Annotated in this window: 12 protein-coding genes; 6 read left to right on the plus strand and 6 right to left on the minus strand. The window is 54.1% G+C overall.

Annotated features, from left to right (window positions below):
- Positions 1-85: 85 nt before the first annotated feature.
- Positions 86-2,716, plus strand: coding sequence for a tetratricopeptide repeat protein (locus JMJ04_RS02120; RefSeq protein ID WP_201368918.1), 2,631 nt, complete (start codon positions 86-88; stop codon positions 2,714-2,716).
- A 198-nt stretch (positions 2,717-2,914) separates the two neighbouring features.
- Positions 2,915-5,794, plus strand: a complete 2,880-nt coding sequence (locus JMJ04_RS02125) for an ATP-dependent helicase (protein ID WP_201368919.1) — start codon at positions 2,915-2,917, stop codon at positions 5,792-5,794.
- 130 nt (positions 5,795-5,924) lie between these two features.
- Here JMJ04_RS02125 and JMJ04_RS02130 read toward each other — a convergent pair whose 3' ends face one another.
- Positions 5,925-6,527, minus strand: a complete 603-nt coding sequence (locus JMJ04_RS02130; RefSeq protein ID WP_201368920.1) for a hypothetical protein — start codon at positions 6,525-6,527, stop codon at positions 5,925-5,927.
- Between the two features lie 22 nt (positions 6,528-6,549).
- A complete protein-coding gene (locus JMJ04_RS02135; RefSeq protein WP_201368921.1) occupies positions 6,550-7,134 on the minus strand; it encodes a matrixin family metalloprotease in 585 nt (194 codons plus the stop codon).
- Positions 7,135-7,592: 458 nt separating this feature from the next.
- Here JMJ04_RS02135 and JMJ04_RS02140 point away from each other — a divergent pair, with 458 nt between their 5' ends.
- Entirely contained in the window at positions 7,593-10,175 is a 2,583-nt protein-coding gene (locus JMJ04_RS02140) for a tetratricopeptide repeat protein (RefSeq protein WP_201368922.1), read from the plus strand.
- Between the two features lie 9 nt (positions 10,176-10,184).
- Here the strand turns inward: JMJ04_RS02140 and JMJ04_RS02145 are convergent, their stop codons facing one another.
- Complete coding sequence (locus JMJ04_RS02145; protein WP_201368923.1) at positions 10,185-10,802, minus strand: TetR/AcrR family transcriptional regulator; 618 nt, start codon at positions 10,800-10,802, stop codon at positions 10,185-10,187.
- 209 nt (positions 10,803-11,011) lie between these two features.
- Here JMJ04_RS02145 and JMJ04_RS02150 point away from each other — a divergent pair, with 209 nt between their 5' ends.
- The gene (locus JMJ04_RS02150) at positions 11,012-11,923 is read left to right on the plus strand and encodes a tetratricopeptide repeat protein (protein WP_201368924.1); all 912 of its coding nucleotides are present in this window, start codon (positions 11,012-11,014) and stop codon (positions 11,921-11,923) included.
- Positions 11,924-12,104: 181 nt separating this feature from the next.
- Positions 12,105-13,217, plus strand: a complete 1,113-nt coding sequence (locus JMJ04_RS02155) for a DSD1 family PLP-dependent enzyme (RefSeq protein ID WP_201368925.1) — start codon at positions 12,105-12,107, stop codon at positions 13,215-13,217.
- Positions 13,218-13,245: 28 nt separating this feature from the next.
- Here JMJ04_RS02155 and JMJ04_RS02160 read toward each other — a convergent pair whose 3' ends face one another.
- Positions 13,246-15,741, minus strand: a complete 2,496-nt coding sequence (locus JMJ04_RS02160; RefSeq protein WP_201368926.1) for a sensor histidine kinase — start codon at positions 15,739-15,741, stop codon at positions 13,246-13,248.
- A gap of 142 nt (positions 15,742-15,883) precedes the next feature.
- Entirely contained in the window at positions 15,884-18,073 is a 2,190-nt protein-coding gene (locus tag JMJ04_RS02165; protein ID WP_201368927.1) for a PAS domain S-box protein, read from the minus strand.
- A gap of 364 nt (positions 18,074-18,437) precedes the next feature.
- Between JMJ04_RS02165 and JMJ04_RS02170 the strand changes: the two genes are divergently transcribed.
- Entirely contained in the window at positions 18,438-18,929 is a 492-nt protein-coding gene (locus JMJ04_RS02170; RefSeq protein ID WP_201368928.1) for a tetratricopeptide repeat protein, read from the plus strand.
- Here the strand turns inward: JMJ04_RS02170 and JMJ04_RS02175 are convergent.
- Positions 18,914-19,249 carry an FAD-dependent oxidoreductase gene (locus tag JMJ04_RS02175; RefSeq protein WP_201368929.1) on the minus strand — a complete coding sequence of 112 codons (336 nt, stop codon included), beginning with the start codon at positions 19,247-19,249 and terminating at the stop codon, positions 18,914-18,916. The two genes, JMJ04_RS02170 and JMJ04_RS02175, sit on opposite strands and share 16 nt — an antisense overlap.
- Between the last annotated feature and the right edge of the window lie 32 nt (positions 19,250-19,281).

Genomic DNA, 19,281 nt, shown 5'->3' on the forward strand with positions numbered 1-19,281 from the left:
TCGTGTGCAATTAGGTCTCATTCCCCTCGTTCACTTCACGACAGGACATGCATAGCATCAAAAAAGTGATACGAGGGAGGCTCCAATGATTGATCGCATCACGCCTGACGAAAGCACACAGAGAGGACAACACCACCCACCTCAAAGCTCACAACACGAAAACCACCAACATTCAGAGCATCTCTGGAAGCTCCCCGTTACCTTTACGCCCCTCATCGGGCGTGAGCAGGACCTGGCTATGGTCACAGCGTTGCTACAACGTCCAGAAGTGCGCTTACTAACGCTTCTAGGCACCGGCGGGATAGGCAAGACTCGCCTGTCCATAGAGGTAGCGTCCTCTCTCCAGAACGACTTCGCGGATGGGATCTGCTTTGTCTCGCTGGCCATGCTCAGCGACTCCTCTTTCGTCCTACCTGCTATCGCCCAGGAACTGGGTATTCAGGAGCTGGCCGAGCAGCAACTCTCCGAGCAGGTCAAGGGAGTTCTCTCAACCAGGCAGCTCTTGCTCATATTGGACAACTTCGAGCATGTCTCTGCCGCCGCGCCCCTGCTAGTAGAATTACTCACGGTCTGTCCCCAACTCAAACTTCTGGTCACTAGCCGCGCCGTGCTCCATCTACAGTGCGAGTATGAGTACCAGGTTCCTCCACTCGCGACACCGGAGAGCGAGGAGCTGCTCGCTCTCGACACGCTGGCCCACAACGCTGCCGTAGCCCTCTTTCTCCAGCGCGCCCAGGCCATTCGGCCACATTTCAAATTGACGAATGAGAATGCACCAGCTATCGCGGAGATCTGTAGGCGACTGGACGGCTTGCCCCTGGCCATTGAGCTGGCGGCGTCGCGCGTCAAACTCCTTCCACCACAGGCGCTCCTCAATCGCATGGAGCAGCGCTTCTCGCTTCTGATTCACAACGTCCTGGATGCACCAGGCAGGCAACACACGCTGGAGGCCACCATTGCCTGGAGTTATGATCTCTTAAACGATGAGGAACAGCAACTCTTTCGCTACCTCTCGGTCTTCACGGGTGGCTGCTCGCTGGAAACAATCGAAGCCATTGCCAATCCCTTACATAACAAAACATCTGTGATCTTACAACTCGTTGGCGAGCTGCTCGATAAGAGCCTGCTCCTACAAATCGAGCAACAGAGCGAGTCGCGTATCTCCATGCTCGAGACGCTGCGTGAATACGGCCAGGAGCGCCTGCGTGAGCAGGGCGAACTGGAGCCAGCCCGGCGTGCTCATGCTCTACACTATCTCAAGCTGGCACAGGAGGCCGAGCCTCACCTCAAGGGCGCGCAACAGCTTGTATGGATGAGGCGCCTGACCCACGAGCAGGAGAATATCCGCGCCGCCCTGGGCTGGTTAATTGAGCAGGAAGAGATCGAGCTTATGCTAAGCTTCTGTGCTGCGCTGGGCTGGTTCTGGCACCTGTGCGGTCATTGGAATGAGGGACGCCGCTGGCTGGAGGCCGCGCTGGTGCTTCCACGCGCCGAACAGCCCTCCGCCACACGCGCGACTGTCCTCTACAGCGCCGGAGACCTGGCCTACTATCAGGATGACTATGCCGTAGCCCGCGCCCGCTTCGAGGAGTGCATCACCCTCTGCCGCAGCTTAGACCACAAAAGCGAACTCGCCAGCGCCCTGGGAGCAGCGGGCATGCTGCTCCATATCCAGGGGGAGACCGAGGCAGCTCGCCCCCTCTTAGAGGAGAGCGAGCACCTCTGCCGTACCTTCGACCTGCGCTGGGAGCTTGCCCACCTGCTACGCAAACTGGGCCGTATTGCCTGGGGTCTGGGCGCGTTGACTGAGGCAACGACCTATACAGAAGAGGGCCTCAAGCTTGCCCAACAACTCGGGGATTTCTCTCTCGCCGCCATGACCTATTCCACCTTATCGGCAATTGCCATGCGCCAGGGCGATCTCACCCAGGCCGCCAAACTCACGCGAGAGAGCCTCACACTCGCACGCGCCCTGGATGATAAAGCCCTCATCGCGACGGCGGTCCAGAACCTGGGATATCTCGCCATCCAGGAGCACAACCTCACCGAGGCCTCCGCCCTGGCACAGGAGGCTCTGACCCTTTTCCGCGAGCTGGGCGACAAAACGTTTGTAACAATCGCCCTGCATAGCCTGGGCGACGTCTACATGTTACAAGGAGATAGGCAGCAGGCCGCTGCCGCCTATCAGGAAGGCCTGACCCTAGCCGAAGAGATAGGCAATGCGATCCAGGCGGGCTGGCACCTCATCGCCCTGGCGAAAATTGCCGCCGCCGAGGATCGCTTCCAGCAAGCCGCCCGTCTGCTAGGCACGGCCATGATGAAGATAGATGTCAGCGTCCACATGAATGGCGCTGAGCGCGCAGAGTATGAGCAGTTGGTGCAAAGCATACACACGCACTTAGGGGAGAAGAAATACACCAGCGAGCTGCTGGCGGGAAAGAGTTCGGGCGCGGAGCAAGACACCAGACACCTGGAGCAAGACGCAGTCATCCAGCCCCCAGCGGACGAACCAGCACCTTATCCCGCCGGGCTTACCGCCCGCGAAGTAGACATCCTCCGCCTGGTCGCCCAGGGCCTAACCGATGCCCAGGTGGCGGAGAAGCTTATCATCAGCCGGCGCACCGTGAACTGGCATCTGACCTCTATCTACAGCAAGTTGGCCGTCTCATCACGCACCGCTGCCACCCGCTACGCCATCGAACACCATCTCACCTGATAGATGTCAAAGGTAAGAACGTGGCGGTGGGCTGATAGAGCTGGTCCACCACCACGTCCTTACCTTGCATGCTTCCATGCTGCTTTTCTTCTTGAATCCTCTATCATCCAAATTGCCTACTAATACACTTTTATATTGACATTCACCTTTTTCATAATTATAGTGAGCATACTATTATGAATGGAAGGTGGAAGTGTCATGATTCATCCTCAACTGCATGCGCTCTATCATGGTCGCATGAACGAAGAGCAGCAAGCCATCATCTCCCACAAAGAGGGGCCGCTGCTGGTCATCGCTGGTCCAGGCTCTGGTAAAACTCATAGCCTTACCCTGCTGGCGATGAATTTACTCCTCTCGGGAGAGGCTACGCCCTCCCAACTGATCCTCTGCACCTATACCGAGAAGGCCGCTCTCGAGATGCAGGATCGCCTGGCAGGTATCGCCAAAGCGGTTGACTATCGAGCAGACCTCTCACAGCTCAAAATTGATACCATCCATGGCCTCTGCAACCGCCTGGTCGAGGAGCATCTCCACCATACCCCGCTGGGCAATGACTATGAAATCCTCAATCAGTTCACCCAGCCACTCCTGATCTTTGAGCATCTAACAGAAATCTGTCACGGACAGACACTTCCCTTTTTTGTGGACCTGTGGGGTAACCACTGGCAGGTCGCCAAACACCTGGGCAAATACTTCGATAAGATCACGGAGGAGCTGATCTTTGAGCAACTCAAAGACTATGTCAAGCAGTTTCCGCGTCCCACCAGCGAGCGCGATAAATTCCTCTACGCGCTAACGTATGCCTATAAGAATTACCAGCAGCTTCTCACAAAGACCAACCGCGTAGACTTTGCCCACCTGCAGAAATGCGCCTATAACCTGCTGCAGAGGCGACCAGAGATCATCCAGGGTCTACGCTACATTCTTGTCGACGAATATCAGGATACCAACTACATTCAGGAGCAAATTCTGCTCACGCTCGCACGCGCCACAGAGAGCTACAACCTGGTTGTGGTGGGAGATGAAGACCAGGCCCTCTACCGCTTCCGTGGCGCCACCGTACGCAACATCCTGGAATTCACCGCCAGGAGCGAGTTCTCCGGCGCCTGCGTCCAATACCATCTGACGACGAACTACCGCTCCCATCCGCAGATCATCGATTTCTATAATCGCTGGATGCGAACACTTGATTGGAGAAATGACGAGCATGATAGGCTCTCACGCACGGAAAAGATCATTCAGGCCGATCCACAGGCAACCTTCTCCGACTATCCATCTGTCCTGACACTTCAAGATGCAGACGTCGAGCAAGAGGCAGAACAACTGGCTGAGTTCATTTACACACTTAAAGAGCAAGGGCGCATTTCGGACTATAACCAGGTGGCCTTCCTGCTGTATAGCGTGCGCTCTTACATGAGCGAAACCTATATCGAGGCCTTTCACAAACGAGGTATCGCGATACATTGTCCTCGCGCCAGACAATACTTTGAGCAAGAAGAGATCCGCTTGATCATTGCCTGCTTCGCCTACCTGCTCGATTATGATGGCATACACCAGGATACTGTTATGGAGTATAGCGCTTTCCCAGGCTACGTCCGCGCCTGCTTGCAACAGCTCCACACTCACCCCACGCTAGTACAGGTCCTCCAGCCCCTGAAAGAGGAGGCGGCACACATCATAGAGGTAAGGGAGCAACCAGGCAAACAATTACTCGACTACTTTTACCTTCTGCTCTTTCACCCCGCATTCTCCGGCTTCCTCGCTAACGAGACGCAGCGCGCCAACCTGGTGGCCTTTTCACAGCACCTGGCAACCTTCCACAGGTATTATCGCGATACGTCTCCCGACATGTCAGCGCTTGAACAGGCCCGTGCGCGCTTCATGCACGCCTTTCTCTGCCTGCTCTACGAAAACGAGGCCAATCTACCAGAGGATCCCAACCTGCTCTTTCCCTCTGACCATGTACAGATGATGACGATTCACCAGGCCAAAGGCCTGGAGTTTCCCGTCGTGATCGTGGGGCGTCTCGACAAGGCCTCTTCCCTCTCTAGGGATGAGTATAAGAATGAAAATAAACATCTGCAAGGCTTCTATCACCGTAAGCCCTTTGAAGCCGAGGAGAAGATTGCCACCTTCGACTTCCGCCGCCTCTACTATGTCGCCTTCTCACGCGCCAAACACCTCCTCATCCTTACCGCCAAAAGGCTGCCACATGTAGAGTTCGCCACTATCTGGCGTACCGCCCCTGAGAGCGTCTATGCCCGTGATAGACTACGTCTTATGCCACGTACAGAGGCAGAACCACACACAGCGCTCAAGCCTCGCTATAGCTTTACCGGGCACATCCAGCTCTACGCCACCTGCCCACGTCGCTTTCAGTTCTTTCGCCAGTTTAACTTTGTCCCTCGGCGCGCGACCGAGCCCTTCACTGGCCTCATCGTCCACCACACCCTTGAGCACATTCACCGCCTGGTCCTTGAGCAACCACACACGAACCTCGACGATACACAGCTTACACGTATTTTCGAGCGCACCCTGGGCTTTCTGACGGCAACCAGCCTGGACCCCAGCGATACCAGCCAGAATGAGAAAGCCCTGCACCAGGTCCTCAACTACGTCCATACAAACCAGGGCACGCTCAAAATGATCGCGGGCGCCGAAGACAGGTTTCGCGTGGAGAAAGAGCGCTATATCCTCACAGGCAAGATCGACCTGCTTCTACATGGCACGCATGGCCTCGACATCATGGACTTTAAGACCAGCAAACGGCCAGAGAAGGATACGGACTACCTGGCATTCTACAAGCAACAGCTCTATCTGTACGCCTCCGCCCTCCAGGCGCGCACCGGGCAGGCCCCCAGACGCCTCTTCCTCTACTGGACCGCCGAGGAACACAAAAAAGATGCCCTCATGGAGATTCCCTATACCCCTACTCACATCCAGGAGGCCAATGACTACGTTGAGGAGGTTGTGACGCACATCCAGCAACAAGACTTTGCCATCCAGCAGCTCCCTCGCCCCGGCGTCTGCAAGGCTTGCGACGTCCGCCACCTCTGCCGGAGAGAGGGGATCGTTTAGAGCATTTCCCCTCTTTCCAATCAAGGGAGGGCATCCCCTTTGTAGCGAAAGGGAATGCCCTCCTTTTCTTCCTGTAACAGAGCTTTGGCGTAGCACATGCCACAGGAGATCCTATACCGTTGCTTGTTGGCTATGCATTTTGTAGGTTTTTATCGAAATCGTCCTGGGAGCCAGAGAAAGGAACTCCATCGTTGTTCATTGGGCTAACGGCCCCATTCTGGACCTTAAAACGCCCGGTTGGTCCGCCAATGACATAATAGAAACCCGGTTTGTATTCTTTGAGAAAGAGTATGTACTGCTCACCAACCTGGAAGAGAGGGTCATCACTGGATTCATAGTGCGTGTTATTGACAACGCCCCCCGTCTGGTGGATCGTAATCCTGGTCGCGCCCCCGACCACAGCATTTTTTGTGAGGCTTTTGGCTGGATCATGCGCGATATGCGACACCGTAAATTCAAAGTTGGTGTAGGGAATACCTGCGCTATCGACCTCCTGATTAATGATACGAGTTATGGTCCCATGGACCGCGACGCCGGCATCCTGTTTGAGATCTTTGAGCGTGTGATAGTTTTTGCTCCAACTCATATCCAGGTGGACTATCTGGGGCGTAGTGTTAGAGGATGTCGTGGTTGCCGACGTTTGATCTGACGCCGATCCGCAGCCTCCCAGGGCCAGGAGCGAGAACAGCGCACAGACCGCGAGCAAACACAGGGAAGAGAGACTTCTTTTCATTAACGTCTTTCCTTTCACACGCCTAATAGAGGGCGTTTATGCCATTGACATCATCTGTTTGAGGGGTCGTCAGGCCACAGCGTGAAGAGGTGTATGGGTTCATGATGACGCACCCATTAGAGTGATCCAACCCTAGTGCATGCCCCAGTTCGTGCACAGCAACTCCTTGAATAGTGCCGGAGCTGTAATTCATAGTGTAGTAAAAATTGATCAAAATATGAGCGTATGTGAAGTACTCATGGCCACTCGATGTACTCCAGGCATAATTGGTAATCCCATCCCAACCAACGGAAGAATTATATGTATCATTCAGCGTCAAACTACCAGATTTCTCATAGAGGAGGACATTGGCCGGGCTACCATTCCAGGCTTTCACAGCATTATGCAGGGGGGTCTGATCAACTATGTACAGAGTACCGTTAAAGTACACATTCACCTGCGCACAACAGCCACTCGCTGGCTGTCCATGCCATTTAGGACCTTCGAGATGATAGGCAAAAGCTGGAGAGGTGGCAAATATCATGAGCATAAACGCGAAAATCACGATAAGCATCGCTTTACCAATCCGCCTGCTCACATAGGAAAAGAACGGAAGACGTGTAGGCATGTACGGCATGTACGCTCCTTTTCGTGCTACTGCGCAAAAACAAAAAACAATAGATTTGCATGTACATATCTTGGCGCCAGAAATATTCTACAAGCTGAAGCATAAAAAGATAATATCGTGTACTTATCTTTTTACCGTCATTTTCCAGAAAGATAGTCTCTTTTTTGTAGATCATTTACGCATATGGCAACGCATACATTCGCCCAAAATGACTATATAAGCCCTTTGTTTTTGCCCTGGCAATAGAATGTTTTGTATACTACCCTAAAAGTAAACTTGGCATGACTTATCGTTTCACACCTGTAGCACTCTGAAAGAGGGGCACGAGCGGGGAGGAGATACCTTTTTCATTGCCAGTACATCGCAACTGCAATGAATCAACGTTTACCAATTCTTGTAAACAAGACCCATTTTCTGTCGGTGAAAGGATTCAGAAGATAGATAAGAGGAGCAATTCGATGGGTGGAAGGAAAACCAACCAGGCACAATTCAACACCTCACTAAAAAATGCACGTTTAGAACACCACTTATCACAACAGGAGGTGGCCGCGCTCATTGGCGCACCACACGCCTATATGATTAGTCGCTGGGAGAATGGCGCATCCTCCCCAAGCTCCTACTATGGGGAGAGGCTCTGCAAGCTCTTCAAAAAAAGTTTGCAAGAATTAGGCCTGCTCAAGCCAATTCAGGCCCATCTCATACATCCTCTCTCCACCACAATCTATGATCCTATGCTCCCCAGTCGCTTAACCAGTGATATCCCACTTGTGGGAAGAGACGCCCTCTTACAACGCCTGAAAGAGTTCTTACAGCCAACCTCCCCTCACCGCTCCACACGCCTCGTCCTGCATGGCCTTCCCGGTGTAGGAAAAACCACTCTCGCGATGGAGCTCGCCGCTCATGAAGAGATACGCTCCTGGTTTCCCGATGGTATTCTCTGGGCCGGGCTTGGACCTCGCGGACAGGCACTGACGGTACTTAATCGATGGGGCAATCTTCTATCCCTCAATGAGCAGGAATGTCGCTCACTGCATACCTTGCAAGACTGGGCCCAGCGGCTGCACGCTCTTATTGGAGGGCGGCGCCTGCTTTTTATCATCGATGACGTTTGGGATATAACAGAGGCCACCTACTGCATCATCGGGAATACACACAGCGCCTGCATCCTCACAACACGTTTACCCGAAATCGCGTACACGCTTGGAGGTGAGGTTATCCAGGTTCCTGAATTAAATGAGCAGGAGAGTCTGCAACTACTACAGCATATGATCCCCACCCTCCATAACACAGCACAAACAGAGATACAAGAACTCGCCCATGCTGTCGGCGGGCTCCCCCTGGCACTCACCCTGATAGGGAGTTACCTGCTAATACAGACACGACACCAGCAATCTCGTCGCACCCAGCAAGCCCTCTCACGTCTCAAGCAGGTTGAGCACCGCTTGAATTTGACCCAACCTGGCATTCGAATCTCCAGACTCGGCTCGGACGCGCTCCACGAGACAGACGTCAGTCTGCAAGCCGTCATCGAGATGAGCATCTCCATTTTGGAGAAAACAGAACGCGAGGCACTCTATGCCCTGGCACTCTTCCCTCCCAAACCCAATACCTTCTCAGAGGAGGCGGCGCTCGCGGTCACAGCAACAGTGCCAGAGGTGCTTGATCGCCTGGTTGATGTAGGATTATTGGAAGTTCATGAGCACGAACGCTATCAACTCCATCAAAGCATCATCGACTATGCATGCATGCACTCTGCTGAAAGCCAGGCCAGAGATCGTTTGAGCAAATATTTCTTCCAGCTCCTCGAGAGCCCTACCCATGGGCACTATGCCCTTTACCTGGAAATAGAAAATATACGTACCGCCTTTGAGTATGCCTATGAGCCAGAGACATATGCCTTGTTCGCCCACGCTGTACTTAACAGCGCCCCTCTCTTCATGAAGCACGGCCTGTTCTCCCAGGCACAAGAGCTCCTCCTCAAAGCGAGCAGTGTTTTTACAGAAGAGCACGAGCAGATCAACCAGGCTCGCGTGTTGTGCCACCTCGCCTCTCTCTCCCGCATTCTTGCCCATTATTCAGACGTTGACACCTATGCTCAGGCCTGTCTTACCTTGATGGAGAAACATGATCCCCAGCATGAAATAGTCGCTACGGCGCTCTCCTGCCTGGGCCATAGCGCTATTGTCAGGGGAGAGTATGCCGTAGCTGAAGCCTACCTACAGCAAGGGCTGGCAATCAGCCACCATCTTCCACCGGTCACTTCGACCTGCCACATACTCAGACTCCTGGCAGTCATTTTAGATTACCAGGGTAAACTAGCGCAGGCAGAACACTATTTTCAGGAAGGACTCGAAATCGCACGCACGCTTTCAGAACATGAAGCCCTCATCTCACTCTTAGGCTCGGCGGGCGTCTATATGACTACGCATGGCCGCTACGCTGAGGCAGAGCAGCTTTTAAGTGAAGGGTTCGCACTGGCGCAACAGATCGGCCTCCGCGCGGAAATTTGTCATTTTCTCCTCGACCTGGGAGACCTGGCCTTCAGTCAGGATGACCTGGCGCAAGCTGAGAGCCGCTGGCAGGAAAGCCTCACCTACGCACGTCAGATGCAACTTCAGCAAGCGACCAGTGTGCTCCTGCAAAACCTCGGGTTACTTGAAATCAGGCGTGGGAGAGATGACGCCCAGGCCTTAGCCTATTTAACAGAAGGTTTAGAGATCGCCCAGGCCAAGCCTTATCCTGATACCGTCAGTGGCATCTATTGTGCCATGGGCGATATCTACCTCAAGCAAGGCAAGAGAAGTGAGGCCCTCCAGGCCTATCAGCAGGCACGAGCGAATGCCCCGGCCGGTCACCAGATCAACATGGCCAGCGCTCTCTTCGGCCTGGCTCAGGTCTATGCTCTACACGGGGAGAGAGCACTCGCCCACGACTACGGCAACCAGAGCTACCATCTCTTCAGAGAAGCAAAGGCCCCTCAGAGCGCGCAGGTAAAATACTGGCTACAACACAACAATCTACCATTGTTGGAAGCCTGGTAGGCGAGCGATCTAGAGGCCAGTCGTCCCATTCATGATGATCGATAAGATGGCGTCTGCCATCTCTTCCCTTGGCAGTACCAGTTCCGCCTGGCTCCATTGGATCGCTGGCCCCAGGATCGACCAGCTAACGATGCAAGCTGTCGTTTCTAGCCGTGTAGCCTCCTGGGCGCTCGCTCCCCTCCGCTGCTTGAGCCAGGTGAAGAGCAGTTGCGTCAGCTCCTCGTGCGTGGCCCGTTCAAGGAGTGGGGCCAGGACACGTGAGGAATGCTGCTGATGGTGGTACTTCTGCTCAAAGCTCTCCAGCAAAGCCAGGATCAGCAGCCGCAAGGATTTCCTGTCCCAGGCAGCTGTGACAGGAAGCGCCTCTGTCAGCATCAGGCAAAACTGCTCGCGCGCTACGGCGTCCGCCAGCATATACTTATCCGCGAAATGCAGATAAAAGGTGCCTCGATTGACATTGGCCCGCTCCGTCACGTCCTGAATACTCAGCGCGAGGAAGCCCTTTTCTGTTCCTCGGATACCCATCGTCATATGGCCCTTTTCACGTATAACGTCCTTAAACGCCTGCTGCAACACCTCACGTGTACGCTGGACACGCCGATCGACATGCCGTTTCTGCGTCGCCATTGCGCCTCCTCTCTCTGTCTTCCTGCCAGCACTCCGCTGCGTTTCTCAACAGTTTCGCTCATGTGTCCATTATTCAACAAAAAGGCTTTTTTGCGCATTGCTTGCGAAAGCATCGGGCCTTAGTATTATAGACAGCCGCTATACCTTCAGGCAACTGAGGGATGCCAGCCAGAAGATCCTCATTACACAACATTGACAAGGAGCAGAACATGCAGTCATCCGTACTTACGCACGAAGCCATCACATCTTCTTATACACATGCCAGTGAGACACTCGCTGAGATCGCTCAAGCCTACTTCCTACTTGGCAGACTCAAGGACGCCCGGCATCTGCTTTCCACTGCCCTGCGCCTGCTAGAGGCGAGGGAGGCGACGCCACAGTCACGCCTCAGGCCCTTACTTCTCTATAGCCAGGTCCTCATCGTCGACCACTTGCTTACACGTGGGGAGACAGAGCTCATGTTCTCGATCATTAGCCAGGCCCAACAGGTCGCCGAAGCCATTCAAGATCCCCAGAGCCGTGCAGACGCCCTGAGCCTGCTTGGGCAGGCCCACTGCAATGCCACGACTATCGCAAGCTTGAAGAGCGGCGTTTCGCCTTTCGTTCCACAAGGGCAAGGGAGATACGACGAGGAGCTTACCACGGCCCTTACCCATCAACGACAGGCTCTGCAACAACGTGAGGCGCTCAACGATACACGCGGGATCAGCGAGTCCTACTTCCTAATTGGCCTGGTGCATGAGCGCTGGTGCCTGGATGAGCAGGCTCAAGACTACTACGCCAGGGCCGGCCAGGTAGCCGAGGAATCTGGACACGCCTTTGAAAGGACCGAGCCCACCCGCCACAGGGCATTGCACGCCTTAAAGCAAGGCCACCTGGAGCAGGCCCTCCCTCTGGCCCTGCAAGCACTCAAGCTACGCGAAGAGGCCCAATTCCGCCCCTACCAGCCCCTGGATCACCTGCTCATCAGGGACATCTATCTCGCCAGGGGAGACACCGCCAAGGCGCAACAACATACCGAGGCCGCCTCCGCCATAGCCGCAGAAATGGGAATGGAAACGCTCGTGGCCTCCATGCCCAATATACGCGATGTACTCACAGCCAAACACAGGGAAGAGTAGATACAACGCGGAAGAAATCAGAGTGGCGCGTTTCCCGTGGTAAAATGAAAACATTGCGGCAGATGCATGCAGCCTCCAAGGGCTCTCAATATCAAACCTCATTTAAGAAGCCCTCTAAAGGACTAACATGCACTTTCCTCGCGCCACTCGTCACTAGAGACTTTAAGAAGGAGTTGCTGGTATGTATCATCCTCAGGTAGGAGATCCCCTGGAGGCACTCGACACGCCATCGATGATTGTGGACATTGCATTGATGGAGGAAAATATTGTCAGGCTGATGCAACGCTTTCGCGAAAAGCGGGTTCACGTCAGACCTCATCTTAAAACAGTCAAGAGTCCTGAGCTGGCACGCCTGTTGCTGGCGGCAGGCGCCATTGGAGGGTGCGTTGCCAAGGTCAGCGAAGCGGAAGTCATGGCGCAAGGCGGTATTGAGGATCTCCTGATAACGACCGAGGTTGTTGGTAAACCAAAGCTACTGCGACTCGTTGACCTCGTGCGCCAGCACCCCAGGATCAAGGTTGTCGTAGATAGCCTTGCAGGCGCCCAGGCGCTTGACCAGGCGATGAGTGCGGCCCAGGTCGAAGTCAACGTGCTCATTGATCTCAATGTTGGGCAGAACCGCTGTGGAGTACTGCCTGGGGAGGAAGCACTCATGCTGGCGCAGCAGCTCAGCAAAATGTCCAACATCCACCTGGTTGGCGTTCAGGGTTACGAGGGGCATCTCCAACATATACACGATCCAGAGGAGCGAGGGCGTCGCTGCCAGCAGGCTATGCAGGCCCTCACAGAAACCGCCGCCCAACTCCGAGCAAAGGGCTTTCCCATCGAGATCGTGACCACTGGTGGAACGGGAACCGCGGAGATCTGCGCCAATTGCGCCGAAATCACAGAGGTTCAACCGGGTTCTTTCGTGTTTATGGACACTGATTATCGTAACGCCCTCGGCCCAGCCTATGCCAATGCCCTGACCATTCTCTCGACGGTCATCAGTAAACCGACCCCTACCAGGGCCGTCGTTGATGCCGGTCTTAAGTCGCTCTCTATTGAGAGCGGTATGCCTGAACCCAAGGGCCTGACTGGCATTGCCTATCAGCCAGGGGGAGATGAACATGGCATTCTCACATGGAGCATGAGTGCTGCATCCGCACTAACGCCGTTGGAGATTGGCGATCGTATTGAGTTCATCCCAAGTCATATTGATACCACCATCAACCTTCATGACACCTATTACGCCCATCGAAATGGAAGGCTGGAGGCTATCTGGCCCGTTACCGCCAGGGGAAAAGTTCAATAAAGGGCATCTCTTGTTGCCCCTCTTGCTATCAGCAGGGAGCCTGGTCAGCGCTGAGGGGAAGCGTAAACCAGAAGTGGGAGCCCTGGCCGCGCGTGCTCTGTAAGCCCACGCAGCCACCGTGCTGCTCCACGATGGTCTTGCAAATGTGCAGTCCCAGGCCGAGGCCGAGGCCATTCCCACTCATGACGTTGATGCCTTTAGCGCGATAGAAGCGCTCCCAGATGCGTTTCTGCTCGTCAGAGGTCAGGCCTGGCCCCTGATCGCTTACTGTCACGCGGACCATAGGGCCTTCGGTCGTGATGGTTACCTCTATAGGCCTCTCAAACGCTGAGTATTTGTGCGCGTTGGTCACATAGTTATTCACGACCTGACCTAAGCGTTCAGCATCGCCATGAATAAGCAGTTTCTCGTCCGGCTGCTTCAGTATGATGATCCGGCCTTCCGTGATCTGCCGCTGGTCCTCGACCGCCTCTCGTACCACCTGCCCAATATCGCAAGGCCGCATATGAAGCTCAAGTGTGCCCGCCCGAATACGCGAGACATCCAGCAGGTCGCTTGCCAGGCGGCTCTGCACATGCACCTGCTGCTCAGAACGCTCGAGATAGTGCTGTATCTTCTCCAGCAAGGCGGCGGAGGCCTCTTGCTCCTGCATCCGCTGAGAGCGCAAGGTTCGCAGTGAGCGTTGCGCTAACTGAATGTTGCCTTTTAAGCCGGTTAATGGATTCTTCAGTTCATGACTGGCAATGCTCAAGAACTCATTGAAGCGACGATTGGTCTCCTGCAATGCCAGCGCATGCGCACGGGCCTCGGCCTGTTGCAAGAGCAGGTGTTCTCTCTCATATACCAGCCCGGTCAGCTTGGCAACGGTCTTGATCAGGGCGTAGTCAATGGGCATAAATGGATCGTCATTCTGAGGTGAGATCAGGACGAGTGCACCAAGCATGCGGTTTCCCAGGAACATTGGCGCCTCGACCATCAATGGAGTATCTAACCCCTTCTGTGGGGACAGCTCATGTATCACGATCTCATTGTTGCGCAGGCAATCTGTATCTCGCTCCTGGGAAGAGGCAAAAGCTTGCCTGACGTCATGCCACCATGGTGCTTCCTGCACCTGGTCAGAATCACCTTCGTTCAGCAAGTGCCAGGTTACGGTTTCAGGATCAAAGGAGAGGATACCAACGTCCTGACAGTGCATGATGACAGATATAAGTTGTCTCAGGCATTGACAGGTAAAGCGCAGTGACGATGCCTGATCTGACGAGGACACATCAGTAGAGAGCGTAGGCTGCGTTTCTGGCAAGCGCGCCAGGGATTCAGCCAGCATCAGAAGCGCGTCCAGCGTTTCATGCGTGCGCCGCCCGAGCAGATAGCGTTCAGTTATATCGCGAAAGATGAGCACACCACCGTTGTCATGACCATGCAGATCACAAATCGGCCGCCCGGAGATACCCAGGAAGCGCCTCTCGCCCCGCGCGTTCTCCCGCTGAATGATGACCGTCTTTTCTCCAACCAGGCGCTCACCTCGCAGGACGCGCATGATAGGTATATCCTCAGGAGCTATGGGATGACCGTCTTCATCCCAGATCACCGTCCTCCCACGCTGGCAATCAAGGAAATCATGGATATTGTTGCATGAGGGGATTACAGACAAGAGGGGCCGGGCGGCATCGTTCATACGAAGCAGCCCATTGCTGTCGCACACAAGCATGCCATCGCCCATAGCCTCAAAGATAGCTTCTAGTTCTTGAACGCGTCGGTCTGCATCCAGTCGCGCTTGCTGCTCCTTGCATACCAGCTCAGCCTGAGTTTTCTCTGCCGCACGTAACTGCTCCATCAACTCTTCCCGTTCAATATGCGAAATCAGAAAACGAGCCACAATTTGCATCAATTCCAGCTTCTCCGGCTGGTGTGTAAGTGGGCGTGGATGCGGGTCCTGAGAGCAAAGGGTACCATAAACACGGCCATCGCTGTAGAGCAGGGGGACGCCAATATAAGATCCGATGTTATACTCCTCGGTCGTAGGCAACTGCTGATAATAGGGGTTACGCGTGGAATCTTCGACAATAAGGGGTCGCTGTGTGCGCCAGATGGTCTGACAATAGGTTCGCTTCATTGGCCCTTCCGCTCCCGGTGCAGGAATCGACGTGCCTTGATTACGCGCCTCCATAATCTTGAGGGTATGGGCATCTTCTATCTGCCCCTCACAGATGGTTTCTTCCGTCTGGTGCATACAGACCCGGGCGACAAAGAGGGTCTGGCAATCCAGGAAACGGCCTAGCATTTCAAGAGCAACGCGCATAGCCTCCTGCGAAGATTGAAAGCTCTGGGCAGTCATCTGCGCCATGTCATGCAATATATGTGCACGCCCCTCCTCTGCTGGCTCCTGGTGACCAATAGAATCCTGTTGTCCGCCAGGGCCTTTGTGAGTGAAGGCCGAGACTTCTCCAGGGAACGTGCTTGGCGTTTGACTGGCAACATCTTGCTCGGTTGGTCGCTGAAATAGCTCGGAGGGCTGGTATTCCATAATAGAGTTCCCTTTCTCCCATCATCGTCCTTGAAGGAGGGTCATTATCGGTTTAACTGTGAAGACGATACGGATAGAGCATGCAATCGACATACCTGCTCGATTTCCGAAGAGAAATGAGGTTTTTCTCTATACCAGGTCGCTACAAGACCGGGTTGGATCTCTTGAGAGGAAGCGTTACGCGAAATGTAGAGCCTCTCCCCACTTCGCTCTCCACTGTGATCGTTCCCCCATGATGTCGTACGATCTCCTGGGCAATAGACAATCCCATCCCCAGACCTGGAATCGCTCGCTGGCTCAAGTCAAATGCACGGTAGAAGCGCTCAAAAATTTTCTCACGCTGCCCCTGTGGAATACCAATACCGTAGTCTCGCACACCAATAGTGACAGCCTCGGTGGTAACATCCAGGTCGATATCGACTGTGGTAGCATCAGGCGAATAGGTGATGGCGTTGCCGACCAGGTTGATAAGGACCTGTTCCAGCCGACCCTTATCGCCAATGAGCGTGCAAGGAGCCGAGCCATGTACCACGATGGTATGATTTGTACTCATCAATTGTATCGTTTCGGCGATCTCATACACCAACGCCTCTATATCCACTGGTTCTCGGAGGTAGTCAAGCCTACCAGCCTGAATTTTGGAGACGTCCAGCAGCTCTCCGATCAGGCGATCAAGGAGTTGAACCGGCTCCTCCGCTCTCAATAGCGTGGCCGCCGCCTCGCCAAACCCTTGCTTCAACAGCCGTGTCCTCGCCAGTTGTAAGCGCATCTTAATAGCGGTCAGTGGCGTCTTGAGTTCATGGCTGGCCATGCTCAGAAAGTTCTCTTTACGCAACTCCAGTTCCTTACGGGCAGAGTTATCGAGCACAAAGCAGAGATTCTGAGAGGGATCAAAGGGCAAGGCCACGCCACCCACAAGTACAGGGAGACGGCTCCCATCTTTACACACATACTCCTTCTCATAGGGAATAAGTGTCTGATGCTGTGCAAGCTCTTGCCGTGCCTGCTGGGTACGCACAAGAAAATCTGGATGTGTCATACGAAACCAGCCCATTTTCCCCTGGCGCAAGTCTTCCTGGCTATAGCCGGTCATACGCAGAAAGGTACTATTAGCCTCAATAATTTCATCATCCCTGGAGATAAAGATGCCTATAATATTCGAGTCCATCAGGGTACGCGCTCGCTCCTGGCTCTGATAGAGAGCGATCTCCGCCTTTTTCAGATCATCAACGTCTGTACAGGTTCCGACCCATTGCCGGATCGTCCCCTGCTGATCCCTTCGTGGCGTGCCTCGTGTGAGATACCAACGATACGCGCAGGTTTCCACCTCTAGGAGCCGGTGCTCCACTTCATAGGATGTACCAGCATGCACAGCTGTTTGCCATGTATCTAGCACACGCTGTCGATCATCGGGATGAATCCAGCGGCTCCAGCCATCATTCCCCTGGTCTTGTTCGGCAGTCGTAGCAGTATAATCGCGCCAGCGCTGGTTACTGTAGTGGGTAGAACCATCAGGATACATTGCCCAGACAAAGTGAGGGATGATATCAAGCAATGTACGCCATTCTTCTTCGGCCTGCTTCCACTCAGTAATATTGAGGCCCACACAGGTCAGATACTCGATACGCTGCTCCGCATCGCAATGAGGAGTCATGACAAACGCAAGGTCACGGTAACTTTCCGCCTGCGGGTAGAGTCTGACCTCAAAGTGAACCGTCTCGCCTCTCCTGGCCTGTTCAATGGCGGCGCGCAACTGATCTTGAGCAAGGGGCGCGGACCTCCAAGAAGGAAATTCAACCATTGGCCTACCGATGACCTCCTCTCGCCTGGCCTGGGCAACCAGGAGAGGGCGCTGATTGATGTCGAGGATTAACCCTTCAGGAGTAAGAATGACGATTCCATCCGTAAAGCTCTCCAGCAGGCTGCGATAGCGCTGTTCGCTCTTATAAAGAGCATCATGCAACCGTACAGGCTCTTTACCTTCACGGAAAAAGGCCAGAACGCCGCCATTCGTTGGCGAGAGCTGCACCCGCAACCAGCTCTGGGTGATTGAAGAACAGTAGGTTATTTCAAGTGATTCCTGCGTGTGAATAGCTGTAGTAACGGCCTGGTAGAGCGCGGTACTTACAAGGTGTGGTGCGCTCTGCCAGAGACTTGTCCCTAGCAACTCATGTTTGCTTGCTCCAAGCATGGCCGCAGCTCGCCTATTGACATACTGAATCGTTGCCGTCGTATCAAGGAAGAGCAACGCGTCGGACAGCGTCTCCAGCAAAGATGGCAGTTCGGGATATGATGTGAGTGGAGCACCCACTGAGGCATCATCAGGACACATAGCGTTACTTATCTCCTTTTTCCCTTGCTCAATCCTTTGGGCGAAAGGAGCATACTTGCTCGCTCAATGAAACAGTATATTGACGCCTGGCCGGGTTTTCACCATGCCACCCTTCCCTACAAATGCATTCTACAAAGAATAGCCATAATCACTATCACTGTACAAAGCCATCTTTTTTACAAAAGGCAAAGTTCAACTGTAATCCTGTATAGAAAAGACTACTCTCTAAATATGGAGTTGTCAATAGGATTGCGCACAACTTAATTTTCAGGGCCCGCTTGACAGCTGGCATTGCTCGCGCGTATGGTTACCTCATAAGTACATTTCTCCTAGATACTTCGAGTTGAAAAGGGCATATACACATATGACGACACACGATCGCTTACAGCGAGCAATTCACCTGCGCGAGACGGGGCATGCCGAAGAGGCCCGCGAGATCCTGCTGGACCTGGTTGCCGCCGCTCCCGATGATCCTCAGATTAATTATCAGACCGCCTGGGTGCATGATAATTTAGGACTGGAGCGTGAGGCGGTTCCTTTTTATGTCCAGGCCATTGAGCAGGGGCTTGCAGGCGCCAACCTGGAAGGGGCACTACTGGGCCTGGGGAGCACCTACCGGGCATTGGGAGCATACGACCAGTCAATCGAAACCTTCAAACGTGGGTTAAAGGAGTTCCCGCATAATCGCGCCTTCTCTGTCTTCCTGGCAATGGCTCTCTACAACACCCGGCAGTATAGCGAATCAGTGGAACTCCTTTTAACTCAGCTCGCGGAGACGACCGCCGACGAGAATCTCTTGCGCTACAAGCGAGCGCTCTTGTTCTACGCCCCCCAGCTCGATCAAACATGGGAATAACCACGCCACATCATATTATCTTCGAGCACCTGGATAGAGTCTTCAGGCACACTCAAATCTCGCCCGACCTTGACGCGTCCATCATGATCCGTCTCGGCATGCAGCCATGTGCCCGCGGGCGATGCCTTGACTCCAGCAGTCCAGATGGTATTCTCGACGGCAAAACGTTCGTCTCCGATCATGACACAATCGGGCTTGATATCCTTGACGTGTACGCCGATCTTGATCTCCACGCCCATCTGCTGCAATTTCTTTGCCGCGCGCCTGGCAAGCGAGGCCGGAAATTGCGGCAGAAGGCGATTGTGGCCCTGGATCAGCACGATGCGGGCCAGTTCAGGAAAAATATGCTAAA

Source organism: Ktedonobacter robiniae, from assembly GCF_016587375.1.
GTDB lineage: Bacteria > Chloroflexota > Ktedonobacteria > Ktedonobacterales > Ktedonobacteraceae > Ktedonobacter > Ktedonobacter robiniae.

Excerpts from the sequence above, each read along its gene's own strand:
- JMJ04_RS02120 (WP_201368918.1), top strand. The coding sequence starts at position 86 with ATGATTGATCGCATCACGCCTGACGAAAGCACACAGAGAGGACAACAC.
- JMJ04_RS02125 (WP_201368919.1), top strand. The coding sequence starts at position 2,915 with ATGATTCATCCTCAACTGCATGCGCTCTATCATGGTCGCATGAACGAA.
- JMJ04_RS02130 (WP_201368920.1), bottom strand. The coding sequence starts at position 6,527 with ATGAAAAGAAGTCTCTCTTCCCTGTGTTTGCTCGCGGTCTGTGCGCTG.
- JMJ04_RS02135 (WP_201368921.1), bottom strand. The coding sequence starts at position 7,134 with ATGCCTACACGTCTTCCGTTCTTTTCCTATGTGAGCAGGCGGATTGGT.
- JMJ04_RS02140 (WP_201368922.1), top strand. The coding sequence starts at position 7,593 with ATGGGTGGAAGGAAAACCAACCAGGCACAATTCAACACCTCACTAAAA.
- JMJ04_RS02145 (WP_201368923.1), bottom strand. The coding sequence starts at position 10,802 with ATGGCGACGCAGAAACGGCATGTCGATCGGCGTGTCCAGCGTACACGT.
- JMJ04_RS02150 (WP_201368924.1), top strand. The coding sequence starts at position 11,012 with ATGCAGTCATCCGTACTTACGCACGAAGCCATCACATCTTCTTATACA.
- JMJ04_RS02155 (WP_201368925.1), top strand. The coding sequence starts at position 12,105 with ATGTATCATCCTCAGGTAGGAGATCCCCTGGAGGCACTCGACACGCCA.
- JMJ04_RS02160 (WP_201368926.1), bottom strand. The coding sequence starts at position 15,741 with ATGGAATACCAGCCCTCCGAGCTATTTCAGCGACCAACCGAGCAAGAT.
- JMJ04_RS02165 (WP_201368927.1), bottom strand. The coding sequence starts at position 18,073 with ATGTGTCCTGATGATGCCTCAGTGGGTGCTCCACTCACATCATATCCC.
- JMJ04_RS02170 (WP_201368928.1), top strand. The coding sequence starts at position 18,438 with ATGACGACACACGATCGCTTACAGCGAGCAATTCACCTGCGCGAGACG.